We start from the raw sequence: 24,565 nt of genomic DNA, 5'->3' as shown, positions 1-24,565 counted from the left end.
CCCCAAGCATACACGCCGTAATGTACGCTCGTACACTTTTATGTGTACAATCGTACACAACGCCGCCGGAACCGTATTCCCAACGGCGGCGCACCTTTGTCGAAACGCACATGGGCCCCGCATCCCTATCTCAGGGTGCGGGGCCCATGTGCGTTTCGCGCGCCACACCGTCACTCGGGGCTCTTCAAGGCACCGACCATGTCGATGCGGTCGAGCGCATGGTTCGTGGCGAAGCCCACCAGCAGCGTGAACAGGAACGCCAACGCGGCGGCCGCGGCATAGCAGTACCACAGCACGTTGGGCACGATGTTCATGCCGGGCAGGTCGAGCCGGCCCACGAGGAACCCGAGCAGCTCACGCCCGCACGGCAGGCCGATCGCGATGCCGATCGCGGCGAGCAGCAGCATCTCCTTGTTCACATAGCCGTGCACCTCGCCGCGGCGGAAGCCCAGCACCTTGATGGTGGCGAGCTCGCGCTCGCGCTCCGAAATGTTCGTGGAGGCGAGCGTGTACAGCACCACGACGGCGAGGATCGCGGCCATGGCGACGATGAAGCCGATCATCGCGAAGAAGATGGCGAAGCTCTTCGCGAAGTCGCGCTCCTGCTTGGCCGAACTCGTCACGGACAGGTACTCGCTCTGCGAGGCGAGCCGGTCGGCGAACGCGATCCGCGCGTCGTCGTCGCCCTTCACATTGATGAGGTCGGCGTTGGGCGCATAGTCGGCGTCGAACGCCTTCTCGTAGGCGGATTGCGTCATGAACACGACGTTGCCGGTGTAGTACTGCGCGATCACGAATACGGGAAGTCCGGCGGTGTTCGCCATCGCATCGGTCACGTCGACCTCGGAGCCCTCGACAAGCGAGAGCTTCTTCGCGGCGTTCGCGGTGACGACGATGCCGCCGCCGGTCAGGTCGTCGCCATCCGCGCTGTACAGTTCGATCGGCGTGCCGGACGGTGCTTGGATGTTGATATGCCCGTCGGTCGATTCGCCGTCCTGGATGACCATGAGCTGCGCGGTGAGCTTCGCATCATGGTCACCCGCGTCCGCGTCCGGTGAGGCCAGGGTGACGGAGCCGAGCTGCAACGGCAGCGCGGATTCCACATCCTCGTCCTTGTCGAGCGCCTGCTGTGCCTTGTCGTGATCGGCGGCGGAGGTCACGGCCATCACGTCGTAGACGGAGATCTCGCCATGCTGGCGCGGCATGAGGGTCAGCATGGAGGAGCCCATGCCGAAGCCTGCGGTCATGAGCGCGGTGCATCCGAGCACGCCGATGATGACCATGAGCGCGCGCGACTTGTAGCGGAACAGGTTGCGGGCGGTCACCTTGTCCAGGAATCCCAGATGGTTCCAGATGAATCCGATGCGCTGCAGCATGATCGTCCTGCCGGCTTTCGGCGCCTTGGGGCGCATGAGCTCGGCGGGCTCCAGCCGCAGCGACCCCGTGCAGGCGGCCATCGCCGCGCCGGTGATGACGACGATGAACAGGAGCACGCCGCCGACGGCGAGCCGCCAGTCGACAAGCAGCGGATAGTGCGGCAGCAGATACAGGTTCGCCAGCATCTTTCGGGTGAACACGAACGGCAGCCCGATGAGCCCCAGCAGGTCGCCGAGCACGCCGCCCAGCAGACAGGCCGCGGCCGAGTAGACGAGGAATTTGAGCATGATCTCGCGGCGGCCGTAGCCGAGCGCCTTGTATGTGCCGATGAGCTGTCGGTCCTCCTCGACCATGCGCGTGATGGCCGTCAGGCTCACCAGCAGCGCGATGACGAGGAACAGCACGGGGAACAACGTGCCGAGGCGGGCGATCATCTCGCTTTGCGTCTTCACGTCCTCATAGCTGGTGACGGCGCTGCGGTCGTTGACGATCCATTTCGCACCCGAAGGCGCGGCATGCCCGATGGCGGTCTTCGCGGCGTCGACCTTGTCCAGATAGTCGTCGTCATACGTGTTCAGCGTTTTCGCGCCGGTGACGGTGACGACGGCGGACGTGTACGGCATGACGTCGCTCACGACCGCGTCCCCGCTGACGAACATCGGGTGGACGGTCTTCGAGGCGGTCACGAGGGCGAGCGGTCCGAAGGGGTTCACGATGTCGTTCGGGTCGATGACGACGCCGACGATCCGGTACGCGCCGTCGTCGAACACGGCGGGCGTGCGGGTCGCGGCGGCCGTCGCCGTCGCGGAACCGTCGGCGGAGAACGTCACCGTGTCGCCGACCTGCTTGCCGGAGTCGTCGAGGTACTGCCGGGTGACGGCGATCTCGTGGCCGGCCTTCGGCAGGCGCCCCTCGCTCAGGTACGGGTCGTCGATGCCGCGGTCGTCGAGAGTCGAGACGGTGGCCGCGGCGCGCTTGCCGTCGATCTTCGTCGTGACGCTTTGCGAGCGGATGCCCGCCGCGTCGGCGACGCCGTCCGCCTTGCGTAGCGCGGCGATGTCGGCGTCGTCGAATCCGCGCGTGGAGACGACGGATATGTCGTGCATGCCGGTCGCGTCAAAGAAGTCGTCGAGGCCGGCGCGGATGTCCCTGCCGACGGTGTTGAGGCCGCCGAGCATCATCACACCGACCGCCACGATGATCGCGATCGCGGCGAACCGTCGTCCGTTGCCGGCGATCGTGCGCCACGCGTCCTTCCAGAGTGCGGTTCTACGCAACTGCACCACCTACCATTCGATGTCGGCGATGGGCGTCGGATGCTCGTTCACGGCGATCTCGGTGACCTTGCCGGAACGGAAGCGGATCAGACGGTCGCCCATCGGCGCGAGCGCGGAGTTGTGGGTGACGAGTGCGACGGTGATGCCGCGCTGGCGGCAGGAGTCCTGCAACAGCTGGAGCACCTCCTTGCCGGTGTTGTAGTCGAGCGCGCCTGTCGGCTCGTCGCACAGCAGCAGCTTCGGGTTCTTGGCGAGGGCGCGCGCGATGGACACGCGCTGCTGCTCGCCGCCGGAAAGCTGCGCGGGGAAGTTGTTGAGACGCTCCCCCAACCCCACCTTCTCCAGGGTTTCACGGGCGTCGAGCGCGTCGGGGCAGATCTGCGAGGCGAGCTCCACGTTCTCGAGGGCCGTGAGGTTGGGCACGAGGTTGTAGAACTGGAACACGAAGCCCACGTCGAAGCGGCGGTAGTCGGTCAGTTCTGCGTCGGACGCCTTCGTGACGTCGCGATCACCCAGCCTGACGCTGCCGGACGTGGCGCGGTCCATGCCGCCGAGGATGTTCAACGCCGTGGATTTGCCGGCGCCGGACGCGCCGAGGATCACGGCCAGTTCGCCCTGTTCGATGTCGAAGGTCGCATGGTCGAGAGCCAGCACGGCGGATTCACCGTTGCCATACTGACGGACCACGTCATGGAATTCAAGGAAGCTCATCGTTTTTACCTCTCTGGTCGGCACCGGTGCTGTCTTCCATTCTTCACCGGGCACCTGAGAGCGTAACCCATCACGCCGTAGGGTTAAATCCCCATATTCCGATAACGTGTCGGGTTAACGGGTTGCGGCGGCGACGTCCTCCCGGGAATACTGGAACGGGCATGCGGGTGCGGATGCCGCACGGGTCGATGCATGACGGCGAAGGAGGGCATATGGCACGACCGAAGGCCACCGAACGATCGGCGCCGGAGAGGATGCAGGAGGCGTTCTGGACGTTGCTGGAGAAGAAGCCGTACGCGCAGATCACCATCAGCGACATCACGCGCGAAAGCGGATTGAACCGCAGCGCGTTCTACTACCATTACGCCAACATCCCCGAGCTCGCCGACGACGCGATCGCGGCCATCTACGGCGAGCCGGGCGTGACGGGGTTCATCGCGCACATCATCCGACAGGACGGCGATATCGGCATGCTGCGCGACTACGCGTTGGAGTTCGTCGGCTCACCCGAGCATCTCGCGAGCATCCGTCATCTGTCGCTCATCGCCGGACCGCACGGCTCCACGGGACTGGCCGCGCAGCTCAAGACGTACGTCGGCGGCGTATGGCTGTCCGTGCTGGGACTCGACGAGTCTCAGCTCAGCTCCGGGCAGCGGATCGTGCTGGAGTTCGCGACGAGCGGCATCCTCGGCGTGCTCGGCAAGGCGCGGACTCTGTTCACGCCGGAAAGCGTCGAATGGCTCGCGAACTCCGCTTTGCCGGACACCATCGCCCAGCTCATCAATTCGCTGAAGGGTGACGATTCCCCGGTCACGCCGCACCGACGGACCGATACGGCGGCGCCCACCGACGAGAGGCCATAGGGCGCGGGACGGGAGGGCGCCGCCGGGCGACGTGGACCGACGGCGCCCGGCAGGGCGCCCACCGCCTCCGGCCGGTGTTCAGTTGTCGAGGAGGCTGTCGCGTCGGGCGGCGAGTTCGTCGATGGCCTTCTCGCCTTCGATGACGGTGAACGTGACGGTCTTGCGTTCCGTGGCCTGCGGGGCGATCATGTGCAGGTCGCCGCGCTCCTCATGCCAGCCACGCCCGTACACGCTCGAGTTCGACGGCTCCAACCCGACCACGTAATCGCCGGACCCCATCGACTTCCACTCCATGAAATACGGGAAATCGGCCGCGTCGAATTCGATCACGACACCCAACCCCAGTTTGCGGTTGACCACGGCGGCGAAACTACGACCCTCCCCGTCGGCGGCCAGATCGTGCAGGTACACGCTCTCCGGCCTGTTGTCCACCGGAGCGCCGATCTCATTCCATGGAGTCTCGTCCGCGGCGGTGGTCTCGTCGCGCGGCGTGGCCTTCCGGCTCGGGATCACCACCTCGGCGCCCTCGTCCAGCAGCGGCCAGCCGAAATTGCAGTGGTACATCCACATGAGGGGCTCGCTCCGGAACGACTCGTTGGTCACCTCGTCCTCGACGGTGACCGTGGACGTGCCGTACACCGACGAAATACGGCGGCGCAGCACCAGGTTCTCGCCGAACAGCTCCGCCTCGCGCATCTCGCCCGACACCTCGAGCACATACCGGCCGCCCCCGTCCCAATACGCGTCCGAGGACACGTGCTCGGCCGGCGTGGTGCGGATGCGCCCGTGCATCGGATAATCGCCCGCCGGATACTTGGAGCCCTCCGGGGTCACGTACGGCGCGCAGATGTTCTCGAACCCGCACGTGAAGAACAAACCGCCCATGATCGAACGCTGCGCCTCCAGACCGTTCGTGTCGAACTGGTTGCGCCCGTTCAACCCCGGCTTGGACAGGAACGTCAGGTTCTCGCCCCGATACTCGAACTGCGCGACATCCAACGCACGATCCGCCATCGACATGAACCGCAACGGACCGTTCTTCACCTCGACGCCACGCAACCCATGCGCACGCCCCTCCTGATACTCGATCGGACGCACATACGCCGCCTGCTGCAAAGAACCCACACGGGCGAGCATTGCGGCGCGGGTCGGGTTGTCGTTCTGGACCAGCATGATTCGTACCTCCTTGTGACTGTTCCAAGGATAGTGTACCCGCATGCGGTAAACGGTTTCCATAAAGACATGCCCCATGATTCCATGCGGGCCACGCCACCGCCGCCCCCTCATAGACGGGCGTGCATGTCGCGCGCGACGGTACACTTGGGCTGTCACGCCGGCAGGGGCTACGGCGTCGCGCATCCACGTTTCCCACGCGCGGCGACGACCGAAATCAGCCGGATCCGTTTTCCGACAGATTCGAGGTGCCCATGGATTCCGTCATGCCCGGACGCACGCCGTCGAAGCGTTCCGTCATCCCGATCATCGTGATGATGGTCGGCAGCTTCACCGCCATCCTCAACCAGACGCTGATGACCTCCGCCCTGCCGCATCTCATGCGCGAATTCGGCGTGACGAGCAACACGGCGCAATGGCTGAGCACCGGGTTCATGCTCACCAACGGCATCATGATCCCGGTCACCGCGTTCCTCATCCAGAAGTTCACGACGCGTCAGCTGTTCTTCTATGCGATCGGCATGTTCCTGTTCGGCACGCTCGTATGCACGTTCGCGCCCGGGTTCTGGGTGCTGCTCGCCGGCCGCGTGCTGCAGGCGACGGGCGCGGGCATCCTCATGCCGCTCCTGCAGACCGTGCTGTTCATCACGTTCCCGCCGGACAGACGCGGCGCGGCGATGGGCTGGTTCGGCCTGGTCATCGCGTTCGCACCGGCCTTGGGGCCCACCCTGTCCGGTCTCATCATCGACTTCCTGCCGTGGCGATTCCTGTTCGTGCCGCTGATCGCCATCGCCGTCGTCGTGCTCGCCGCCGCCATCCCGACCGTGCGCAACGTGACCACGCGCACCGACCCGACCATCGACGTGCTCTCGATCGCGCTGTCGACGCTCGGCTTCGGCGGTCTGCTGCTCGGTTTCAGCCTCGCCGGCCAGGAGGGCTGGACGTCGTCGCGGACGCTCGGCCCGCTCGTCGTGGGCGCTCTCGCCCTGTGCGCGTTCATCCACCGTCAGCTGCATCTCGCGCGGCCAATGCTCGACTTCCGCGTGTTCGCCAAGCCGATGTTCGCCCTGTCGATGCTCGTCATCGTGCTCGTGTTCGTCACGTTCATCTCGACGATGAACATCCTGCCCATGTTCATCCAGGATTCGCTGGGGATGACCGCACTCCAGTCCGGACTGCTGCTCATGGGCGGCGGCGTGGCCGAAGGCGTGTTCAACCCGGTGGCGGGCCGCCTGTTCGACCGTGTGGGCATCCACCGCATCGCGCCGCCCGCGATCGCCGTGGTCGCCGTCGCCACGTTCGCGCTCTCCCGCATGGGCGCGGACACGCCCGCATGGTGGCCGGCCGTGTTCTTCACGCTGATGATGGCGGGCGTCGCGTTCTGTCTGATGCCGTTGACCACCACCGCGCTCAACCAGCTGACCGGCCCGATGCTGCCGCACGGCACGGCTATGAACAACACGCTGCGCCAGACGTGCGCGGCGATCGGCATCGCCGTCAACTTCACCATCATGACCACGAACACGCGCCCCGCAGCCGTCGCGGGCTCCACGGCGGCCGGTCTCGCCCACGGCGTGGACGCAGTGTTCGTCACGGCGACCGTCGTGGCGTGCGCGGCGTTCGTGCTGTCGCTGTTCGTACGCGACCGGCGCTGAGCTGCAGCCGCCCGTGGCACCGCGGCGACGACCGGTCACCGCCACCCGCCACACCTCTACAATGGTGGTGTCCTGGACGAATCCCGGAACTCGCGAACGCATCCCGGAACGAATCCCAATGACGGAGGGCGGAACCATGGAACTGCGCGTGCTGAAATACTTCCTCGCGGTGGCTGAGGAAGGCAACATCACGTGGGCGGCGCAATTGCTGCGCATCTCCCAGCCGACCCTGTCCCGGCAACTGAAGCAGTTGGAGGAGGAGCTCGGCGTCACGCTGTTCGAGCGTGGGCCGCATGCGATCACGCTCACCGAGGAGGGACGATTGCTGCGCGACCGCGCGCAGACCATCGTCTCGCTGGCGAACAAGACCGAGGTCGATCTGAAGCGTTCCGCCGGGGAGCTCTCCGGCGACATCACCGCCGGCTGCGGCGAGGTGGGGGCATGTCGTATCTGGCGCGGCGCATGGCCGAATTCCGTGAGGCCCATCCGGCGGTGCGGTTCCATGTGGTCAGCACGACGGCCGACGTGATCCAGGATCAGCTCGAACAGGGACTCATGGATTTCGGCCTGCTCGCCGATCCGGTGGACACCGAACGCTACGAATACCTGCATACAGGCATCAGCGACCATTGGGCGGCGATGGTGCCCGACGGGCATCCATTGCAGACCCGTGAATCGTTGACGCCGGCCGACCTCGTCGGCGAGCCGCTGCTGCTGCCGTCGCGCGAACCGGTGCGGCGCGTGGTGATGCACTGGTTCGGTTCGCTCGCCCCGCAGGCCGTCATCGCCGGCACGTGCAATCTGCCGGCGAACGGCGCGGCGATGGCGGCGAACGGATTGGGTCTTTACCTGTGTCTCGACTACGGCGTCTCGTATCCGGGAGTGCGCGCGGTGCCGCTCACGCCCACGTTCGAAAGCAGCTCCGTGCTCGTGTGGAAGAAGCAGGGCGTCTCCTCCCCCGCGGCCGGCGCGTTCGCCCGGTTCCTGCGCGCATGACCGCGCATGACGGCGGGATGCAGGCTCAGGCGAGGTTGCGGTACGTCTCCTCGTCGACCGGTTCGAGCCATTCGTTGCTCGCGCCCTCCTTCTTGGGCATGATGGCGACGTGCGCGAACGCCTCGTTCGGGGAGGCGCCGTGCCAGTGCTTGGTCTCCGGCGGGATGTACGCCACGTCGCCGGGCTTGAGCTCCACCGGCTCCCGGCCTTCGATCTGGTAGTAGCCACGGCCTCCCACGGCCAGCAAAATCTGGCATACGCCGTGGTGGATGTGCCAGTGGTTCGTGCAGCCCGGCTCGAAAGTCACGTTCGCGACGTTGACCTGTTCGTCGCCGGCGAGCGGCGCAAGCCAGCTCTGGCCTTCGAAGTACTGCGCGTACGCGTCGTTCGGCTGCCCCATCGGGAATGCGCTCGGGTTCTCCATGATGTTTCGTCCTTCCCTGTTTTCGTTCTTGCCGTTATCGAGGTCCATTACACGCCCGCTGCCGCGTTTCCGCCAATAGCATGACCCCATGCGCGGCCATGCGTATAAGGCATGGCCGCGCATTCGACGACCACAGCGGGATATCCGGCACGCGTATGGTGGAGGCATGCGCATCATCGAACGGTTCTGCCGGGGCAAGCACGCCGACCAGTCGTTGAACGAGGACGGTCTCGTCGTCACGGAGGATTTCGCCGCCGTGGTGGACGGGGTGACCGGCAAGAGCCTGCGGCATCCGTGGAAGCCCAGCGGCGGCGTGGTGGCGAAGGACCTGCTGGCGAGCGCTATCGCGGGTTTGCCCGGTGGCGCTTCGATGCGTGAGGCGCAACGGACGCTTGATGGCCGGCTGCGTAATGAGTATGCGCGGTTCGCGGCCGTACATGGCGATGTGACCTCAGGCGATGCGTCTTCGCGCGTGTTCGAGGTGGAGCCGTGGGAGCGTCTTCAGGCGAACGCTGTGGTCTATAGCGTTCGCCGTGGCGAGGTGTGGCTGTTCGGCGATTGTCAGGTCATGGTGGATGGGGTGCAGGTGCCGACGTTGAAACGTGTGGATGAGTTGCTTGGGAAGCTGCGTTCGTTCGCCGCACGGGCGTTGGCGTTGCGCGCGGATGCGGAGACGCGATGCGCCGCCGGGCAGTCGGCCGCGGAGTCGGGTGGTTCCGTCGATCCGGCGCGTGACCTGATCATGCCGTTCCTGCGGTTGCAGACGGAGTTCGCGAATCGGCGTGGGGAGTATGGGTATTTCGTGTTCGACGGGTTCACCGATCCGGAGTATCCGATTCACGTCGTGCCGGTGGAGCCGGGGGCCGAGGTGGTGCTTGCGTCGGATGGCTATCCGTTGCTGCGTTCCACGTTGGCCGGGTCGGAAGCGGAGTTGGAGCGTCTTCGCCACGAGGATCCGGGGCTTGTGCGCGAGTATCGGAGCACGAAGGGGTTCACGGCGGGGTTGGGATCGTTCGATGATCGCACGTATCTGCGGTTCATCGCGTGAGGTGCGTCCCGTATAGCCGGCGGGCATGGGGGTGCATCGAACGACACTATTGGCCGGTTCTTTCCAGCTGCGGTTCAATGGGACCGACTTGTGGAAAGGACCGTGATCATGAGTGTCGTTATGGCCGAACCCACGACCGATGTTCTCGCCCGCGACCGGGGCGGTGTGCCCGTCGATCCCGCCGAACCGGGGTATGCCGTCATCGGGCGGATCGTCACGGAGACGAAGCGGCTGTGCGTGGAGCTCAATACGGGCGGCTATCACGATCCGGCCGAGGTCCATGCGATGTTCGAACGGATCGTGGGGCATCCGGTGGATGCGTCGTTCCGTCTCAATCCACCGTTCTACACGGATTTCGGCCGGAACATCGAGGTCGGCCGGGATGTGTTCGTCAACTGGGGGTGCACGCTGATGGACCGTGGCGGCATCTCGATCGGGGATGGTTCGTTCCTGGGACCGAACGTGCAACTCATCACCATCAACCACATGCGCGACCCGATGCGGCGGGCGGTGACCGTCTCGAAGCCGATCCGCATCGGCGCGCACGTGTGGATCGGCGCGGGCGCGATTGTGCTGCAGGATGTGACAATCGGTGACGGAGCGATCGTCGGCGCGGGGGCGGTCGTCACACATGACGTGCCGGCTGGCGCGGTCGTCGCCGGGGTGCCGGCCAAGGTCATCGGGCACGTGTGACGTTCCGGTGCCGCGACGTTGCGACGGTGCGGCGGAACATGCGATTAGGGATCATTCAGGAAAGGAAACAGTCATGTCCACCAATACAGTCAGGTCCGCTGACGACGAGTTCGACGACATTACGCCGGTCGATCTGCCGAAGCGCACGCTCGGCACGGGTTCCGCGGCTTTGGAGGTTTCGGCGATCGGCTTGGGCTGCATGGGGTTCACGATGAGCTGGCCGCCGTTCCTGCCGCACGACGAGTCGATCCGTGTGATCCGCGCCGCCTATGAGATGGGCGAACGGTTTTTCGACACGGCCGAGGTGTATGGCCCGTTCGCGAACGAGGAGCTGGTGGGCGAGGCGTTGGAGCCGTTCCGCGACGATGTGGTCATCGCCACCAAGTTCGGTTTCGCCCTGCATGGCGGATTCGGCGAAGGCGAGGGCGAGGCGCAGCTCGACTCCTCCGGGCGCGTGCAGCAGACCGATTCGCGCCCCGAGACGATCCGCAAGGCGGTCGAGGGGTCGTTGCGGCGTCTGCGCACCGACCACATCGATCTCTACTACCAGCATCGTGTGGACACGAAGGTGCCGATCGAGGATGTGGCCGGCGTGATGGGCGAGCTCATGGCCGAAGGCAAGATTTTGCATTGGGGCCTGTCGGAGGCGGCTCCGGCGACCGTGCGCCGGGCGCATGCGATCACGCCGGTCACAGCCGTGCAGAACGAGTATTCGATGTGGTGGAGGAAACCCGAGGAGGAGTTGATCCCCACCCTGGATGAGCTCGGCATCGGACTGGTGCCGTTCAGCCCGCTCGGCAAGGCGATGCTGGCCGGACGGTTCACCGCGTCCACCCGGTTCGCGGCCGACGACTACCGCAGCCATATCCCGCGCTTCTCCCCCGACCATATGGCGCACAACATCGCGATGAGCGACTACGTCGAGTCGCTGGCACTAGCCAAGGGCGTGGCGCCCGCGCAGGTCGCGCTCGGCTGGCTGCTCGCGCGGAAGCCGTGGATCGCGCCGATCCCCGGCACCAAGCACGTGGACCGTCTGCGTCAGAACCTGGGTGGCGCGGCCGTCATGTTCACGCCCGACGAACTCGCCGCCATCGACCGCACGCTCGACTCCATCACCATCGAGGGCGCCCGCTACCAGCCCACGCAGGAGGCCCTCACCAACCACTGACGGGCAGCAGAGCGGCCTGCGACTCGGTTGACCGGCACAGACACATGTGCAGGTTCGGCTCGCTGGTGAACATCGCCTTCGCACTGGATTGCGAACGGGATTTCGACGCGTTGTTCGCACAGCCGTACTATGCGACATCGACGATGTCGCCGCAGCCGCACGACGGGACGGAGGCCGCGCATGACCAACCCATTGCCGGATCTTGACCGGATTCGAGTCGCATATGTCGGGGAATCGGTCGGTGTGCTCACCTTGTCCCCGAACCGTACCCTGGCGTTCGCCTACGATCGGACGTGGCTGGCGCATGGATCCTCCATCAGCCCGTTGAGCCTGCCGCTGCGGGAAGGTGTGTTCGTCGGCAACCATGACGACCACACGAAGAACTTCTCCTACCTGTACGACCGGGAGCACGCCGCCTGGCGGCTCTCCCCTGCCTACGATCTGACCGAGAACCCCGGCATCAACGGCGAGCACACCACGGCGGTCAACGGCAAGGGGCGGGGCATCACGCTCGCCGACCTGGCCGGCATCGGCGTCAAGGCCGGCATCCCGCGCGCCCGTTGCCTGTCCATCGCCAAGGACATGCGGGAGCGCATCGCCGGTGCCGGCTTCACCGTGCGCGACTGATCAAATTCACAGGCCCAGACCGTCGACCCACTTGGCGAGCTTGGCCTCGCTTTCGGAGGCGGCGACGCGGCGTCCCGCGACCCAACGGGCGGCGGGCGCGGAATCATGCAATTGCGCGCCGTCGGCGCCGCGCGTGCTGGAACCGGACGTGGCGAACGTCGCGATGGTCCTGCCGGCCCAGTCCTCGCTTTCGAGGAACGTGCGCACCACGCGCGGCGCGGTCTCCCACCACAACGGGTATCCGACGAACACCACGTCGTAGGGCTTCACGTCGATCGGTCCGGCGAGCGCCGGGCGCATGTCACGGTGCGTGTGCTCCACGCTGGAACGGCTGGCGGCGTCACGCCAGTCGATGTCGGCGGCCGTGTACGGTTGGGCCGGCACGATCTCCTTCAGGTCCGCGCCGATGGCATGCGCGAGTCGTTCGGCCACGCCTCGCGTGGTGCCGGTGGCGGAGAAATAGGTGACGAGTATGCGCTTGCCCATGATGGTTCCTTTCCCTCTAAGGACTATGCCTGCGCTCCGCGGGTATCGAATGCGAAAGGCCCGCGGCCTCCATCCCGTATTACACCGCGGCCGCGCCGCAATGGCCAATAGCGTCGTTCGATATCCTGTCATGCGTCGCGGGCATGGGTTCGCGTTCCCGGCCGGCCTATACGATGGCGCGTATGCAGTTGACGGTGAAACGGTTCGAGGAACTGAGTGCGGCGGAGTTGTATGAGATCTACCGGGTGCGTGTGGCGGTGTTCGTGGTGGGACAGCGGTGCGCCTATCAGGAAGTGGATGAGGCGGACCGGCGTTGCTGGCATGTGTTCCTGCATGATGATGATGGCATCGCCGCGTATTGCCGTGTGATCGATCCGGGCATCACGTTCCCCGAAGCCTCGATAGGGCGCGTGCTGGCGACGCGGCGCAGACAGGGGCTCGGAAGCCGTATCGTGAGCGAGGGGCTTCGGGTGGCGCGCGAGCGTCTGCATGCCGATGCCGTGCATATCGAGGCGCAGACGTATGCGCGCGGATTGTACGAGGCCCTCGGGTTCACGCAGGTCTCGGACGAGTTCCTCGAGGACGGCATCCCCCACATCGGCATGATGTGGCGGGCGTGACACCCGGCGGCGGGATGGCCGCGCCTTCCCCTCGGGTATCATGCGAAGTGTCGATGCCCACCCCCCCCATACCGCAAGGAGGCTCTGATGAGGACGTTGGTTCTGGTGTTCCATCCCGATCTCGAGGGTGCATCGCGCGCCAACAAGGCGCTGGTCCGGGCGGCGCGCGAACTGCCTGGCGACGCCGTGACGGTGCGCGATGTGTATGCGCTGTACCCGGATGGTGTGATCGACGTGGCCGCCGAGCAGCGGCTCGTCGAGAAGCATGACCGCATCGTGCTGCAATTCCCCATGTACTGGTATTCGGCACCCGCCCTGCTCAAGGAGTGGGAGGACAAGGTGCTCGCGTTCGGCTGGGCGTACGGCCCCGGCGGCGAATCGATGAAAGGCAAGGAGATCGCGGTCGCCACCACGGCGGGCGGCCCGGAATCCGAATATGTGGAGGAGGACGACGGCGCCACGATGCGCGAGGTGCTCTCCCCCTACCGGATGATGGCCCGCTACACGCACGCCGTGTGGCGCGACCCGTTCGTCGTCTTCGAATCCATGGAACTGTCCGACGAGGCGTTGGCCACGGCGGGCCGAAGGTATCAGGCGTTCCTCACCGACTGACGGTCGTTTGGAGGGCGGTGAGCCGGGTCTGCCGGCTCACCGTACATGACTGACAGCGGCGGCGCGTGTGCCTGCCGGCCGGACCGATATCCGATGAGCGGGCGCACGCCCCATTCGTTCTTTGACGGATCACCGCTTTCCGGGAACGCTTCGGCGTGACAGCGTGAGCACATACCATGCGACAGGCAGGGTGAGCACGCCGCCGGAGACGAACACCCATACGATCGGAATCACGTCGGCGAGCGGCGCGAACACGAGCATGCCCAACGGCATGCCGAGCGTGGAGAGCATCGTGTCGAGGCCGAAGACCCGGCCGGTCATCGACTCGTCGGATTCGGATTGCATGATCGTGCGCATCGGCCCGACGCAGACCGCGGAGGCGACGCCGTTCAACACGTCGACGATCAGATAGGCGAGCAGGTTCGGCGCAAGCCCGAGACCGACGACGGTGATGCCGACCATGGCGATGCCGAATGCGATCGCACGCATCCGGGCGAGCGCGCCGCCCAGCAGCCTGGGACCGATCGCGGACATGAGCGCACCGCCGAGCAGCAGGCCGACGCTCAGGCCCAGCTCGTTGGCGGCGAGCTTGTCGGACGCGGTCGTGAGGTTCACGAACCCGAGGTCCAGATTCAGTCCGTCGTATTCGCGGGTCATGAGCAGCAGTGTCAGGTTCATCGGCGCGACCGACATGAGACAGGTGAGCGCGTCGCCCAGAACCGCGCCCTTCAGGTACGGGTGGTGCATCGTGTAGATGAAGCCGGCCTTGAGGTCGGCGAACGTGCGGCATAGCACGGCGAGCGGAAGCGGTTCCACCGGCCGGGCCGCGGCCTCGCCGGTTTCCGTCCCGGCACCGTCCTCCGTGGCCCTGGAGATCTCGGGTTTCGCCGGCACGCGGATGAGAGTGACGAAGCCGACGCCGATGACCGCGGTCGTCACGTCGACCAGCAGGATCGACCACAGCGGCGCCACGTTGACGAGCACGGCGGCGATCGCCGGCGCCGCGATGCGGTTCGCCGAGTCGATGACGCCGAATATCGAGTTGACGCGCAGGAGCCCCTTCTCCGGGACGACGTCCGGGATGAACGACTGCACGGCGGGTTGCTGGATGCCGGCTCCGGCGGATCGGATGAGCAGTGCCACGAAGATGAGCGACAGGCTGGCCCAGCCGGTCGCGAACGCGATGGACAGCAGGACGGTCACGGCGGCGATGACGAGATCAGGCAGGACGATCAGCGCCTTGCGGTTGTAGCGGTCGGCCATCGGCCCGCCGAATATGGAGACGAGCGCCTGCGGCAGGACGCCGAACAGGGTGGCCAGCAGCATGGCCGATCCGGTGCGGGTCTGCAATACAATCCACCACCAGATGGCGAACTGGACGACGCTGGAGCCAAGCAGGGAGAACGCCTGGCCGGTGAGCAGCAATGCGGCGCGGCGTATCCACCCGCGTTCGGACCGGTCGGATGTGTCTTCGATTGTCGTTGCGATTGTTTCTTCTTCGATTGTTTCTTCCGAAAGATATTGAGACATACGCGGCATATCATGCCCATCGGGTGCGGACATACCGCATATGCGATCGGTCAGCCCCTGGCTTCGTCGACCTTGTCGGCGGCATCGGCGCGTTCGCCCGGAACGTATTCGATCCCAGCCGCGGCGTGTCGCGGGAGGACATGGTAGAAAAGACATAGACCTCTCGTTTCGAGATATCGCGAAGCGAGCCATGCCAACAAGGAGACAACATATGAAGAAGACGCTGGTCCTCGTGTTCCACCCGTCCCTGAACGGACAGTCCCACGTCAACAAGGCGCTCGCCGAGGCCGCCGGCGAACTGGACAACGTGACCGTGCGCGACGAGTACGCGCTCTACCCGGACGGCAGGATCGACGTGAAGGCCGAGCAGGCGGCGGTCGAGGCCGCCGACCGCGTCGTGTTCCAGTTCCCGCTGTTCTGGTTCTCCTCCCCCGCCCTGCTCAAGGAGTGGGAGGACGAGGTGCTCGAGCACGGCTGGGCGTACGGCGCCGACGGCCACGCGTTCGAAGGCAAGGAGTTCGCCGTCGCCGTCTCCACCGGCTCCCCGGAATCGAAGTACCAGCCGGAGGGCGATAACAGGTTCACCATCGAGCAGGTGCTCGTCCCGTTCGAGGGCACGGCCAATCACATCAACGCCACGTGGGTCAAGCCGTTCGTCACCTTCGCCTCCTTCGGCATCACCGACGAGGCGCTGGCCAAGGCCGTCGAGGACTACAAGGCGTTCCTGGCCAAGTAACGTCAATCGAATGATTCCATAGCAAAGAACGGCTCTCATGGTCCGCCCATGAGAGCCGTTTCGCGTCGAGAGGCCGTCGTCCCCAATCCCCAGTCCACGACGGACCGCGTCGCCGTTTGGCCATGACGCGACTACCGCCCACGTGACGCGAGCTCCTTGCGCAGGGCGGCTACGGATGCGGTGAGTTCGCGTACCTGTTCGCGCAGCGCACGCAGCTCCTCGGCGGAATCCACCGCGGAATCCGTCGCCATCGCCGCACGCTTCTCCCCGGCTTTCCGTCCTGCCGTTTCGCGCCGGTGCGCCTCGAAGTTGACCTGGTCGACGATCCATGAGGCGAGCGTGGCGGTGACGATGCCGATCAGCGCGATGCCGGCGAACATCAACGCCACGGCGATGAGCTTGCCTTCGAACGTGACCGGCGACACGTCGCCGTAGCCGACGGTGGTGACGGTGACGAACGCCCACCACAGGGCCGTGCCGAACCCGTCGATCGTCGTGCCGGGCGCCCCGCGCTCGACCGAGTAGACGGCGAGCGCGCCCACGTACATGAGCATGCCGACCGCGCCGAACGCGTAGACGGCGATGCGGCCGCGCACCGCCATGCCGGAGGTGCGGTTGAGCACGTGCAGCACGGTAAGCAGACGCAGCAGCCGCAACGGGCGCAACATGGGCAGCGCGATGGTCGCGAGGGCGAACAGGTTGCGCGTGAACCATCGCCACCGGTCTTCGGCGAGCCACAACGAGACGACGTAGTCGACGACGAACACGATCCATATCACGTTGATGACGGTCTCGCACAGGAGGATGTGCGTGCCGGCGAGGATCTCCCACGAGTAGGCGACGAGGAACATGACGGACAGCGCCATCAGCGGCCAGTCCGTCCAACGCTTCCATGCCTTGAGACCCATGCGACGATTCTACCGGCCGGAGCGCCGGTCACATGCCGGAGCCGGCCCGTCGCCGCATCGAAGCCATATAATGTACGAACGTACATGCATCGAGCGAAGGAGCTTCAGAGATATGACCAGGGACGCACACGGCAACGACTACGACGTCACCGCGGATCTCACGCCGGAGGGCCGCGTCGAATGGGAACGCATGGTGGCCGGTGAGGTCTACGAGGATTCCCATCCGGAGATCGAGCGCAAGCGCGCGGAGGCGAAGCGCTTGTTCGTCGCCTACAACCGCACCGATTATGAGGATGTGGAACGTCGTCGCGAACTCATGGAGCAATTGTTCGCCTCGGTCGGCGAGGACGTGTTCATCGAACCGAACTTCCGCTGCGAGATGGGCCGCAACATCACGATCGGCTCGCACGCCTATATCAACTTCGATTGCGTGATGCTCGACAACGCGCCGATCACGATCGGCGACTATGTGTGGATCGCGCCGATGGTGGGCCTGTTCGCCACCAACCATGCGCTTGATTTCGAGGAGCGCAAGGCGGGGGCATGCCAGGCGAAGCCGATCGTGATCGAGGACGGCGTATGGCTGGGCGGCCACGTGACCGTGCTCGGCGGCGTGACCATCGGACGCGGTTCGGTGATCGGCGCCGGCTCGGTCGTCACGAAGGACATCCCGGCAGGCGTGGTCGCCGTCGGCAATCCGGCGCGCGTCATCCGCCCGATCACGGAGGCCGACAGGACCGGGTTCCTCGAGCGCATCGCCGCACGCGACGCCGCACGGAACGAGTAACCGACGCGGACGACGGATATGGAGGCGATGGCTTCCCGCCACTCGCGCCCCTCATACCTCGCCTTCGTAAAGGTAGTAGGTGTCGACGGTGCCGTCGGCATGCCCCCGGCGTTCCTCACGGATCCGGGTCAGGCCGCGATGGTCGTAGAAGCCCACATTGCACGTGGTGTCGGTGAACAGGAAATACCGGCGTGCGCCTTCGGCCTGGAATCGTCCGACCGCATGGTCGAACAGCAGGCGCCCCACTCCCCTGCCGCGCACCCGCTCGTCGACGAGGAACAGCACCGCCTCCGCGTCGTAGCGCGTCCTGAGCCCGCGCATCAACCGTCCGTCCACGGCGATGAGGTCGAGCGCGTCGCGGATGCCTCGTCGGCCGTCCGCCGTGAACGGCAACGGCAGCGATTCACGGATCACGCGTCGGACGTGGCGGCCGAACGGCGTGGACCGCAGACGCGGCATCTTCGCGTCGACGCGCGCCAGGATCACGCCCACGACCCTGTCGCCTTGCACGGCGACGGTCGCGATGGTCGAGCATGACAGGCAATGATGCAGGTCGATGATGGCGAGACGTCGCGCGCAACGCCCGTCCATCTCGGGGTCGGCGTACCACATGCGGCGCATCATCGCGACGAGCGCCGGACAATCATCGCGCCGAAGCGGCCGCAGCGTCACGCCGGCCGCCGAGGCCGCGGAATCTCCGGAATCGTCCATACGCATACGTTCCATTCTCGCATTCACCGGACGCGCGCCTGTCCGAGCACGTACCGGGCGACGGGCAGGGCGAGCAGGCCGCTGGCGACGAACACCCACGCGATCGGGATCAGGTCGGCGAGCGGCGCGAACACGAGCATGCCGAGCGGCATGCCGAGCGTGGCGAGCGTCGTGTCGAGGCCGAAGACCCGGCCGACCATCGATGGATCGGATTCGGATTGCATGACGGTGCGCATCGGCGCGGCGCACATGCCCCAGGCGACGCCGCACAGGATGTTGATGACGAGGTAGGCGAGCAGTCCGGGTGCGAGCCCGAGCCCGACGATCGTGACGCCGACCGCGGCGATGGCGTATGCGGACACGCGCATGTTGTCGCGGATGACCTTCACGCCGATGGTGGACATGATGAGCCCGCCGAGCAGCATGCCGGCGCTCCAGCTCAGCTCATTGGCGGCGAGTTTGTCGGAGGCGGTGGTGAGGTTCACGAACCCGAGATTCAGATCCCGCCCATCGTATTCGCGGGTCATGAGCAGGAGCGTCAGGTTCATCGGCGCGACCGCCACGAAACAAGTGAGCGCATCGCCGAACACCACGCCTTTGAGGCGGGGCTGCCGCATCGTGTAGACGAGACCGGCCTTGAGGTCGGCGAACGCGCGGCGGATGCCGGAGACGAGCGCGTTGTCCGCCGCGACGCCCGCGACCGGTGTCGGCGACGCAACGGTTCCCCCTCGGCGTTCCGGCACGCGGATGAGGGCGACGAAGCCGACGCCGATGACCGCGGTCGTCACGTCGATGAGCAGGATCGACCACAGGGGCATCACGTTGATGAGCACAGCGGCGATGGCGGGCGCGACGAGCATATTGGCCGAGTTGATCATGCCGTAGATCGAGTTGACGCGCAGCAGTCCGCCGGCCGGCGTGATGTCGGGGATGAACGATTGGATGGCGGGCGTCTGCACGCCGCCGCCGGCCGAGCGGATGAACAGGACGACGAACAGGATGGCCAGGTTCGCCCATCCGTGCGCGAAGGCGAACGACAGCATGACGGTGACGCCGGCGATGATGAGGTCCGGCAGCATGATGAGCGGCTTGCGCCGGTGGCGGTCGGCCATGGACCCGCCGAAGACCGACACGAGGGATTGCGGCATGACGCCGAACAGGGTGGCGAGCAGCATGGACCAGCCGCTTCTCTCCTGCAGCACGATCCACCACCAGAGGGCGTACTGCACGATGTTGGAGCCGAGCAGGGAGAACGCCTGTCCGGTGAGCAGCAGGGCGACGCGACGCGTCCAGTCTAACTCCCGCAGATCGGTCTCCGGTTCGAAGGGCATGGTCGGTTCAGGGGTATCGGGCATATGGGTGTTCCTTCACTTCATCGTTCCGCACGGTCCGTTCGTTCCGCACCGTGCAGGGCATGCGTACGGTCGAACCGGCATGCCGTGCCGACCGTCCGTCATGGACGGTGCGGCGACGGTGTGCCGGGACCGTATGTCAGATGAAGCCGGGCGCGTACACCGGGGCGTTGTTGTCCGGCGATGAGGCGCAGCGCAAGGTACACATGAGTCCGAACGTTAGCCACGTTCGCCGACAACGAACGTCTACAGCCGGTCGGCGACGAGGCGACAGTGGTCGCGCACGACGGCGGCGGACCTGTGAAACCTCGCCAGTTCGTCGCCGCTCAGGTGCAGGTCGACGAAGTCGCCCACGCCGTCGCCGTCGAGCGCGACGGGCAGGGACAGGAACACGTCGCGTTCGCCGTACTCGTATTCGCCGTCGATGAGCGTGGACACGGACACGACGCCGCGCTCGTTCCACAGGATCATGCGCACGAGCCCGGCGACCGTGGCGGCGATGCCGTAGCTGGTGCCGCCGCGCAGGCCCTTGATGTCGAGTCCGCGTCGGCGCGTCTCCTCCTCGATGCCGGCGAGCGTGACGCCCGGATAGCGCGAACGGTTGTCCTCCAGGTACTGTGCGAACGATTTGCCGATGAACGAGACCGTGGACCACGGCACGAACTGGCTGTCGCCGTGTTCGCCGATCACGTATCCGGAGACGAGACGCGGGTCGAGACGCGTGGTCTCGCCGATGATCGTCTTCATGCGCGACGTGTCGAGCGCCGCCCCGGAGCCGAACACCTGCGCGCGAGGCAGTCCGGTGCGCCTCCACGCGAACCAGCTGAGCACGTCGACCGGATTCGACACCATGATGAGGATGCCGTTGAACCCGGAATCCCTGATATGGCGCAGGATCGGGTCGACGATGTCGATGGCGGCGCCGAGCTCCTGCATGCGCGTCTCCCCCGGTTTTGGCTTCGGCCCGGCGGTGACGACGACCACGTCGGCGCGACGGCAATCCTCCCAGCCGCCCGCACGGATCGTCACGAACCTGCCGAGGAACTCGGATCCGTCGGCCAGATCCATGGCCAGGCCCTCCGCCTTTTCGGGATGATGGTTGACGAGCACGAGCTCGTTGCACAACCCCTGTTGCACGATGGCGCTCGCCACCGCCGCACCGACGCTTCCGGTGCCGACGACGACCACGCGGCTCCTGTTCGCGGTGACCATGATGCGGCCCTTCCTTTCCTCTCGAAATGTTGCGCCGGCGCCCTTCCCGGCTCACCGCACGGCGGTGAAGAAGAACCGGGGGAACGGGAAGATGATGCTGCCGTCGGACCGGGTCGGGTAGGCGTCGCGCACGCGGACGAACACCTCGTGCTCGAAGGAGGCCCGTTCGCGCTCGTCGCGGAGTGCCTGCAGGTAGGGGCGCAGTCCGGTGCCGCGATACCAGTCCATGATGGCCTCATGCGAGGGCAGGGTGTGCATGTAGGTGGTCGTCCACATGCGGAAATGCGCGGCGTGCGCGTGCAGCAGCTCCCAGTATTCGGGCGGCGTGAGGTTGAAGAACTCGCGGGCCTGCGGGAGCCGGTCCGTGTACGCCGGCGAATGCACCAGTTCGCCGATGATGCGGTGGATGGGTTCCTCGTAGTTCATCGGCGTCTGCACGGCGAGCATGCCGCCTTCGCGCAGCAGGCCGAGCATCGCGGGGATGAGGCGCGGATGGTCGGGCACCCATTGGATGCACGCGTTGGAGAAGACCACATCGAAGTCGTGCGGCAGGGCGGCGACCTCGTCCGTCTTGGACATGTCGCACAGGGCGAAGTCGATGTCCGGATGGGCCTGGCGGGCGGCGGCGATCATCTCCGGCGAGCTGTCCACGCCGAGGATCGCGGCGTGCGGGTAGCGTTCGCGCAGCACGGCGGTGCTGTTGCCCGGCCCGCAGCCGATGTCGATGAGCCGCGTGACCGTCCCGTCGTCCGGCGGCAGCTGCATCGCCAGATCATGTGACGGCTGCGTGCGTTCCGTCTTGAACCGCAGATACTGTTCGGAATCCCATACGACCATGCGTTTCACGCTAGCGATGCGGACGCATACGGTCCGCGGATGCGTCCGCATCGCGAACATGACGGCGGCCGGGTGCCGTCCTCAGCGGTCTTCCGCCGCGTCGTCCTTCAACGCGCGCAGCAGCGCCTGGTCGCGTTGTTCGATGACACGTCTGCCGTCCTCGCCCTGTCAGGAGAAGAATCCCCTGCCGGTCTTCGCGCCGAGGTCGCCGGCCTTGACCTTTTCGGCGAGCAGCGGGCTCGGCCCGGTGCCGTTGTCCATGTCGTCGAACAGGTAGGTGCTGATGTTGTAGAACACGTCGAGTCCGCCCAGATCGATGCTGGCGACCGGGCCAACGAGGTTCCAGCGGCGGCCGAGACTGTATTTCATCACGTCGTCCACGGTGGCGGCGTCGGCGATGCCCTCCTGGATGATGTGGAACTCCTCGCGCAGCACGGCCATCTGGAGACGGTTGCCGATGAAGCCGAGCGACTCCTTGTTGAGCCGGGCCGGCTTCTTGCCGATGCGTGCCATGAGGTCGAAGGTCGTATCGACCACGTCCCTCGTGGTCTTCTCCCCCGGCACGACCTCGACGAGCGGCATGAGCTGGGCGGGATTCCAGAAGTGGGCGACGACGAAACGCTCCGGATGTTCGAGCGCCGAGGCTATGGCCGTCGGGCTCAGGCCGGACGTGTTGGTCGCGAAGATCGCGTCCTCGGGCGCGAAGCGTTCCACCTCGGTCCACACGGACTTCTTGACGTCGAGGTTCTCCGCCACGGATTCGATGACGAAGTCCGCGTCGGCGACACCCCGCTCGTAGCCGACGACCGGCGTGATGCTGGCGAGCACGTCGTCGACGGTCTCGCCGTCGCGCAGCAGTCCCGCGTCGGCGAACGCCGTCGCGTCCCGGCGGATGTTCGCCGTCGCACGGTCCAGCGACTTCTCGCTACGGCCGACCAGCCTCGTGTCGTAGCCGGCGAGCGCGAACTGGAGCGCGATGGCATGCCCCATCGTGCCCGTGCCCACGTTCGCCACCGTCCTGATGTCGTCGATCCCCCTGCTCATCGTCGAACCTCCTCCACGAGTCCCTTGCGGACGCATACCGTCCTGAATGGTGATTGTATCGCCTTCCCGATGCCGGGAGCGGAGGAAGCCTCATGACAGACGCGGAGCCGACGGCATGCCGCCGTACGTCAGCGGTCGCGCCAGCGTAGGAGTTCGAAGGCGAGGATGAGGGCGAGCAGGAGCGCGGAGGCGAGGAACACGGCGCGCAGGGCCAGGGTGAGCGAGGGCAGGAACGTGGCGATGACGCCGAACACGGCCACGCCGACCGCGCCGCCGACCTGGCGGAACGTGTTGAACATGGCGGAGGCGATGCCGGCCTGCGCGGGGTCGACGCTCTTGAGCACCACGCCGGCGGCCGCGGGCGTGGTGATGGCGGCGCCGAATCCGACGACGCTCAGCCCCGTGGCGATCGCCCATACGGGGATCGGCGACGGGTGGAGGAATTCGAACAGGAATCCCGCGATCATGATCGCGAGTCCCAGCGTGATCGAGAACTTCGACCCGCGTGCGGTGATGATGCGCCCGCCGACGAGGTTGCCGGCGATGGTGACGAACGCGGACGGCACGAACACGAGCCCGGCGGCGAAGGCGCCCATGCCGAGCCCGTTCTGCAGGAACAGCGTGCAGATGAACACCATGCCGTACCAGTTGAAGATCATGACGAAGCCGATGAGCAGCGCGACCTGCATGCCGCGCACATGGAACAGTCCCAGCGGCATCATGGGCGCGCGGACCTGCGCCTGGGAGCGGACGAACGCGACGAGCAGGATCGCGCCGCCGGCGACGAGCGTCCAAGCGAGGAGCGAGGAGACGCCGAGGGCGCCGATCTCGATGACGCCGGCGATGAGGGCGACGAGGCCGGACAGCGCGAGCGCCTGCCCCACCCAGTCGAACCGCTTGGCACGGCGAGGCGAGGGCGCGACGCGCGTGCACAGGCCGAGGACCAGCAGGCAGAACGGCACGTTGACCGCGAACACGAGACTCCAGTGGATGGGCGTGAGGAGTCCTCCGAGCAGCGGCCCCACGGCAGACGCGCTCGCGCCGCCCGCGCCCCACAGGGCGAGTGCCCAGGCGCGTCGCTTCGGATCGGGGTTCGTCTCGTTGATGAGCGCCATGGAGGCGGGCAGGATCAGGGCGGACGCCACACCGAGCAGGCATCGGCCGAGGACGAGCGCGCCCATCGACCATGCGAACGAACTGAACAGGGATGCGGCGGCGAACAGCGCGGCCCCGCAGACGAACACGCGTCTGGCACCCCACCGGTCGGCGAGGTTGCCGCACAGCAGGAGGAGCGCGGCGAACAGGAGACTGTAGCCGTCGACCACCCACTGCTGGACGGCCATGTCGCCGCCGAGGTCGCGGCTGATGGTGGGCAGCGCCACGTTGACGATGAGCACGTCCATGCCGACGAGGAACGAGGCGATGGACGCGGCGGCCGTGGCGAACGGCGCGGAACGGGCGATGGCCCGCGTGCGGTCGTCCGGAAACGCCGTCGACGAAGTCGATGGGGCGGGCGATGAAACGGTCGATGAGATGGTCGTCGTTCTCTCCTTACGCTATGGATCGGAATGTCATATCGGTTGTCGCGTAGGATATGGTACGGCGCGTGGGATGTTGGGAACGTTGGAATGTGAGTGATTATGGTTCATATTGTATGAACCATAGGTTCACGCTCACCCCCTCAGCCGGCTTCGCCGGCAGCTCCCCCTGAAGGGGGC

At 66.2% G+C, this 24,565-nt stretch carries 24 protein-coding genes and 1 pseudogene; 12 read left to right on the top strand and 13 right to left on the bottom strand.

The annotated features are described in order from the left end of the window. Positions 1-170 precede the first annotated feature (170 nt). Both GFD21_RS01985 and GFD21_RS01980 read right to left on the bottom strand, forming a co-directional pair. Positions 171-2,654, bottom strand: coding sequence for an ABC transporter permease (locus GFD21_RS01985; protein ID WP_163196250.1), 2,484 nt, complete (start codon positions 2,652-2,654; stop codon positions 171-173). A gap of 9 nt (positions 2,655-2,663) precedes the next feature. After that, entirely contained in the window at positions 2,664-3,365 is a 702-nt protein-coding gene (locus tag GFD21_RS01980; protein ID WP_163196249.1) for an ABC transporter ATP-binding protein, read from the bottom strand. A gap of 212 nt (positions 3,366-3,577) precedes the next feature. On the opposite strand from GFD21_RS01980, the gene GFD21_RS01975 reads away from it, so the two are divergent. Beyond that, positions 3,578-4,228 (top strand): TetR/AcrR family transcriptional regulator, encoded by a 651-nt coding sequence (locus tag GFD21_RS01975; RefSeq protein ID WP_163196248.1) that lies wholly within the window; start codon positions 3,578-3,580, stop codon positions 4,226-4,228. Between the two features lie 78 nt (positions 4,229-4,306). Here GFD21_RS01975 and GFD21_RS01970 read toward each other — a convergent pair whose 3' ends face one another. Next, positions 4,307-5,401, bottom strand: a complete 1,095-nt coding sequence (locus GFD21_RS01970) for an aldose 1-epimerase family protein (RefSeq protein ID WP_163196247.1) — start codon at positions 5,399-5,401, stop codon at positions 4,307-4,309. A gap of 266 nt (positions 5,402-5,667) precedes the next feature. Between GFD21_RS01970 and GFD21_RS01965 the strand changes: the two genes are divergently transcribed. From GFD21_RS01965 to GFD21_RS11320, 3 genes are all read left to right on the top strand, one after another. Continuing rightward, positions 5,668-7,056: an MDR family MFS transporter gene (locus GFD21_RS01965; RefSeq protein ID WP_163196246.1), complete on the top strand. Its 1,389-nt coding sequence runs from the start codon at positions 5,668-5,670 to the stop codon at positions 7,054-7,056. 118 nt (positions 7,057-7,174) lie between these two features. Further along, positions 7,175-7,585 (top strand): LysR family transcriptional regulator, encoded by a 411-nt coding sequence (locus GFD21_RS11325; protein WP_318643713.1) that lies wholly within the window; start codon positions 7,175-7,177, stop codon positions 7,583-7,585. Continuing rightward, positions 7,519-8,052, top strand: coding sequence for a LysR family transcriptional regulator substrate-binding protein (locus GFD21_RS11320; protein ID WP_318643712.1), 534 nt, complete (start codon positions 7,519-7,521; stop codon positions 8,050-8,052). The genes GFD21_RS11325 and GFD21_RS11320 overlap by 67 nt, the downstream gene beginning before the upstream one ends. A 25-nt stretch (positions 8,053-8,077) precedes the next feature. On the opposite strand, the gene GFD21_RS01955 is transcribed toward GFD21_RS11320, so the two are convergent. Further along, positions 8,078-8,476, bottom strand: a complete 399-nt coding sequence (locus tag GFD21_RS01955; RefSeq protein WP_163196245.1) for a cupin domain-containing protein — start codon at positions 8,474-8,476, stop codon at positions 8,078-8,080. Positions 8,477-8,642: 166 nt separating this feature from the next. On the opposite strand from GFD21_RS01955, the gene GFD21_RS01950 reads away from it, so the two are divergent. From GFD21_RS01950 to GFD21_RS01935, 4 genes are all read left to right on the top strand, one after another. Further along, a complete protein-coding gene (locus tag GFD21_RS01950) occupies positions 8,643-9,524 on the top strand; it encodes a hypothetical protein (RefSeq protein WP_163196244.1) in 882 nt (293 codons plus the stop codon). Between the two features lie 120 nt (positions 9,525-9,644). Continuing rightward, the gene (locus tag GFD21_RS01945; RefSeq protein WP_163196243.1) at positions 9,645-10,217 is read left to right on the top strand and encodes a sugar O-acetyltransferase; all 573 of its coding nucleotides are present in this window, start codon (positions 9,645-9,647) and stop codon (positions 10,215-10,217) included. Between the two features lie 73 nt (positions 10,218-10,290). Continuing rightward, a complete protein-coding gene (locus tag GFD21_RS01940) occupies positions 10,291-11,385 on the top strand; it encodes an aldo/keto reductase (RefSeq protein WP_163196242.1) in 1,095 nt (364 codons plus the stop codon). 180 nt (positions 11,386-11,565) lie between these two features. Further along, complete coding sequence (locus tag GFD21_RS01935) at positions 11,566-12,012, top strand: HipA domain-containing protein (RefSeq protein ID WP_163196241.1); 447 nt, start codon at positions 11,566-11,568, stop codon at positions 12,010-12,012. Positions 12,013-12,018: 6 nt separating this feature from the next. Here the strand turns inward: GFD21_RS01935 and GFD21_RS01930 are convergent, their stop codons facing one another. Beyond that, the gene (locus GFD21_RS01930; RefSeq protein WP_163196240.1) at positions 12,019-12,498 is read right to left on the bottom strand and encodes a flavodoxin; all 480 of its coding nucleotides are present in this window, start codon (positions 12,496-12,498) and stop codon (positions 12,019-12,021) included. Positions 12,499-12,680: 182 nt separating this feature from the next. On the opposite strand from GFD21_RS01930, the gene GFD21_RS01925 reads away from it, so the two are divergent. Both GFD21_RS01925 and GFD21_RS01920 read left to right on the top strand, forming a co-directional pair. After that, entirely contained in the window at positions 12,681-13,118 is a 438-nt protein-coding gene (locus tag GFD21_RS01925) for a GNAT family N-acetyltransferase (RefSeq protein WP_163196239.1), read from the top strand. Between the two features lie 87 nt (positions 13,119-13,205). Beyond that, positions 13,206-13,730, top strand: a complete 525-nt coding sequence (locus tag GFD21_RS01920; protein WP_163196238.1) for an NAD(P)H-dependent oxidoreductase — start codon at positions 13,206-13,208, stop codon at positions 13,728-13,730. 129 nt (positions 13,731-13,859) lie between these two features. Here GFD21_RS01920 and GFD21_RS01915 read toward each other — a convergent pair whose 3' ends face one another. Continuing rightward, the gene (locus GFD21_RS01915) at positions 13,860-15,233 is read right to left on the bottom strand and encodes an MFS transporter (RefSeq protein WP_318643723.1); all 1,374 of its coding nucleotides are present in this window, start codon (positions 15,231-15,233) and stop codon (positions 13,860-13,862) included. A 238-nt stretch (positions 15,234-15,471) separates the two neighbouring features. On the opposite strand from GFD21_RS01915, the gene GFD21_RS01910 reads away from it, so the two are divergent. Next, complete coding sequence (locus tag GFD21_RS01910; RefSeq protein ID WP_163196236.1) at positions 15,472-15,996, top strand: NAD(P)H-dependent oxidoreductase; 525 nt, start codon at positions 15,472-15,474, stop codon at positions 15,994-15,996. A 131-nt stretch (positions 15,997-16,127) separates the two neighbouring features. Here the strand turns inward: GFD21_RS01910 and GFD21_RS01905 are convergent, their stop codons facing one another. After that, positions 16,128-16,904: an ion channel gene (locus tag GFD21_RS01905; RefSeq protein ID WP_163196235.1), complete on the bottom strand. Its 777-nt coding sequence runs from the start codon at positions 16,902-16,904 to the stop codon at positions 16,128-16,130. A gap of 112 nt (positions 16,905-17,016) precedes the next feature. On the opposite strand from GFD21_RS01905, the gene GFD21_RS01900 reads away from it, so the two are divergent. Next, the gene (locus GFD21_RS01900; protein WP_191996812.1) at positions 17,017-17,691 is read left to right on the top strand and encodes a sugar O-acetyltransferase; all 675 of its coding nucleotides are present in this window, start codon (positions 17,017-17,019) and stop codon (positions 17,689-17,691) included. Positions 17,692-17,742: 51 nt separating this feature from the next. Here the strand turns inward: GFD21_RS01900 and GFD21_RS01895 are convergent, their stop codons facing one another. From GFD21_RS01895 to GFD21_RS01870, 6 genes and pseudogenes are all read right to left on the bottom strand, one after another. After that, positions 17,743-18,402, bottom strand: a complete 660-nt coding sequence (locus tag GFD21_RS01895; protein ID WP_225431527.1) for a GNAT family N-acetyltransferase — start codon at positions 18,400-18,402, stop codon at positions 17,743-17,745. A gap of 23 nt (positions 18,403-18,425) precedes the next feature. After that, the gene (locus GFD21_RS01890; RefSeq protein WP_225431602.1) at positions 18,426-19,733 is read right to left on the bottom strand and encodes an MFS transporter; all 1,308 of its coding nucleotides are present in this window, start codon (positions 19,731-19,733) and stop codon (positions 18,426-18,428) included. A 267-nt stretch (positions 19,734-20,000) separates the two neighbouring features. Continuing rightward, positions 20,001-20,966, bottom strand: coding sequence for an L-lactate dehydrogenase (locus GFD21_RS01885; RefSeq protein WP_163196232.1), 966 nt, complete (start codon positions 20,964-20,966; stop codon positions 20,001-20,003). A gap of 51 nt (positions 20,967-21,017) precedes the next feature. After that, positions 21,018-21,803: a methyltransferase domain-containing protein gene (locus GFD21_RS01880; protein ID WP_163196231.1), complete on the bottom strand. Its 786-nt coding sequence runs from the start codon at positions 21,801-21,803 to the stop codon at positions 21,018-21,020. 81 nt (positions 21,804-21,884) lie between these two features. Next, a pseudogene (locus tag GFD21_RS01875) lies at positions 21,885-22,847 on the bottom strand (3-hydroxyacyl-CoA dehydrogenase family protein). Between the two features lie 128 nt (positions 22,848-22,975). Continuing rightward, complete coding sequence (locus tag GFD21_RS01870; RefSeq protein WP_318643722.1) at positions 22,976-24,310, bottom strand: MFS transporter; 1,335 nt, start codon at positions 24,308-24,310, stop codon at positions 22,976-22,978. Positions 24,311-24,565 lie beyond the last annotated feature (255 nt).

The organism is Bifidobacterium platyrrhinorum, assembly GCF_010667645.1.
Taxonomy (GTDB): domain Bacteria; phylum Actinomycetota; class Actinomycetes; order Actinomycetales; family Bifidobacteriaceae; genus Bifidobacterium; species Bifidobacterium platyrrhinorum.
Note: the sequence above shows the minus strand (reverse complement) of the source record. Positions and strands in the feature narration are given on the sequence as shown.

Bases quoted from the DNA above. Each gene is read 5' to 3' on its own strand.
- GFD21_RS01930 (WP_163196240.1), bottom strand. From the start codon at position 12,498: ATGGGCAAGCGCATACTCGTCACCTATTTCTCCGCCACCGGCACCACG.
- GFD21_RS01895 (WP_225431527.1), bottom strand. From the start codon at position 18,402: ATGGACGATTCCGGAGATTCCGCGGCCTCGGCGGCCGGCGTGACGCTG.
- GFD21_RS01945 (WP_163196243.1), top strand. From the start codon at position 9,645: ATGGCCGAACCCACGACCGATGTTCTCGCCCGCGACCGGGGCGGTGTG.
- GFD21_RS01925 (WP_163196239.1), top strand. From the start codon at position 12,681: ATGCAGTTGACGGTGAAACGGTTCGAGGAACTGAGTGCGGCGGAGTTG.
- GFD21_RS01935 (WP_163196241.1), top strand. From the start codon at position 11,566: ATGACCAACCCATTGCCGGATCTTGACCGGATTCGAGTCGCATATGTC.
- GFD21_RS01885 (WP_163196232.1), bottom strand. From the start codon at position 20,966: ATGGTCACCGCGAACAGGAGCCGCGTGGTCGTCGTCGGCACCGGAAGC.
- GFD21_RS01975 (WP_163196248.1), top strand. From the start codon at position 3,578: ATGGCACGACCGAAGGCCACCGAACGATCGGCGCCGGAGAGGATGCAG.
- GFD21_RS11325 (WP_318643713.1), top strand. From the start codon at position 7,175: ATGACGGAGGGCGGAACCATGGAACTGCGCGTGCTGAAATACTTCCTC.
- GFD21_RS01880 (WP_163196231.1), bottom strand. From the start codon at position 21,803: ATGGTCGTATGGGATTCCGAACAGTATCTGCGGTTCAAGACGGAACGC.
- GFD21_RS01890 (WP_225431602.1), bottom strand. From the start codon at position 19,733: ATGCCCTTCGAACCGGAGACCGATCTGCGGGAGTTAGACTGGACGCGT.
- GFD21_RS01905 (WP_163196235.1), bottom strand. From the start codon at position 16,904: ATGGGTCTCAAGGCATGGAAGCGTTGGACGGACTGGCCGCTGATGGCG.
- GFD21_RS01980 (WP_163196249.1), bottom strand. From the start codon at position 3,365: ATGAGCTTCCTTGAATTCCATGACGTGGTCCGTCAGTATGGCAACGGT.
- GFD21_RS01940 (WP_163196242.1), top strand. From the start codon at position 10,291: ATGTCCACCAATACAGTCAGGTCCGCTGACGACGAGTTCGACGACATT.
- GFD21_RS01920 (WP_163196238.1), top strand. From the start codon at position 13,206: ATGAGGACGTTGGTTCTGGTGTTCCATCCCGATCTCGAGGGTGCATCG.
- GFD21_RS01950 (WP_163196244.1), top strand. From the start codon at position 8,643: ATGCGCATCATCGAACGGTTCTGCCGGGGCAAGCACGCCGACCAGTCG.
- GFD21_RS01900 (WP_191996812.1), top strand. From the start codon at position 17,017: ATGACCAGGGACGCACACGGCAACGACTACGACGTCACCGCGGATCTC.
- GFD21_RS01955 (WP_163196245.1), bottom strand. From the start codon at position 8,476: ATGGAGAACCCGAGCGCATTCCCGATGGGGCAGCCGAACGACGCGTAC.
- GFD21_RS01965 (WP_163196246.1), top strand. From the start codon at position 5,668: ATGCCCGGACGCACGCCGTCGAAGCGTTCCGTCATCCCGATCATCGTG.
- GFD21_RS01910 (WP_163196236.1), top strand. From the start codon at position 15,472: ATGAAGAAGACGCTGGTCCTCGTGTTCCACCCGTCCCTGAACGGACAG.
- GFD21_RS11320 (WP_318643712.1), top strand. From the start codon at position 7,519: ATGGCCGAATTCCGTGAGGCCCATCCGGCGGTGCGGTTCCATGTGGTC.
- GFD21_RS01970 (WP_163196247.1), bottom strand. From the start codon at position 5,401: ATGCTGGTCCAGAACGACAACCCGACCCGCGCCGCAATGCTCGCCCGT.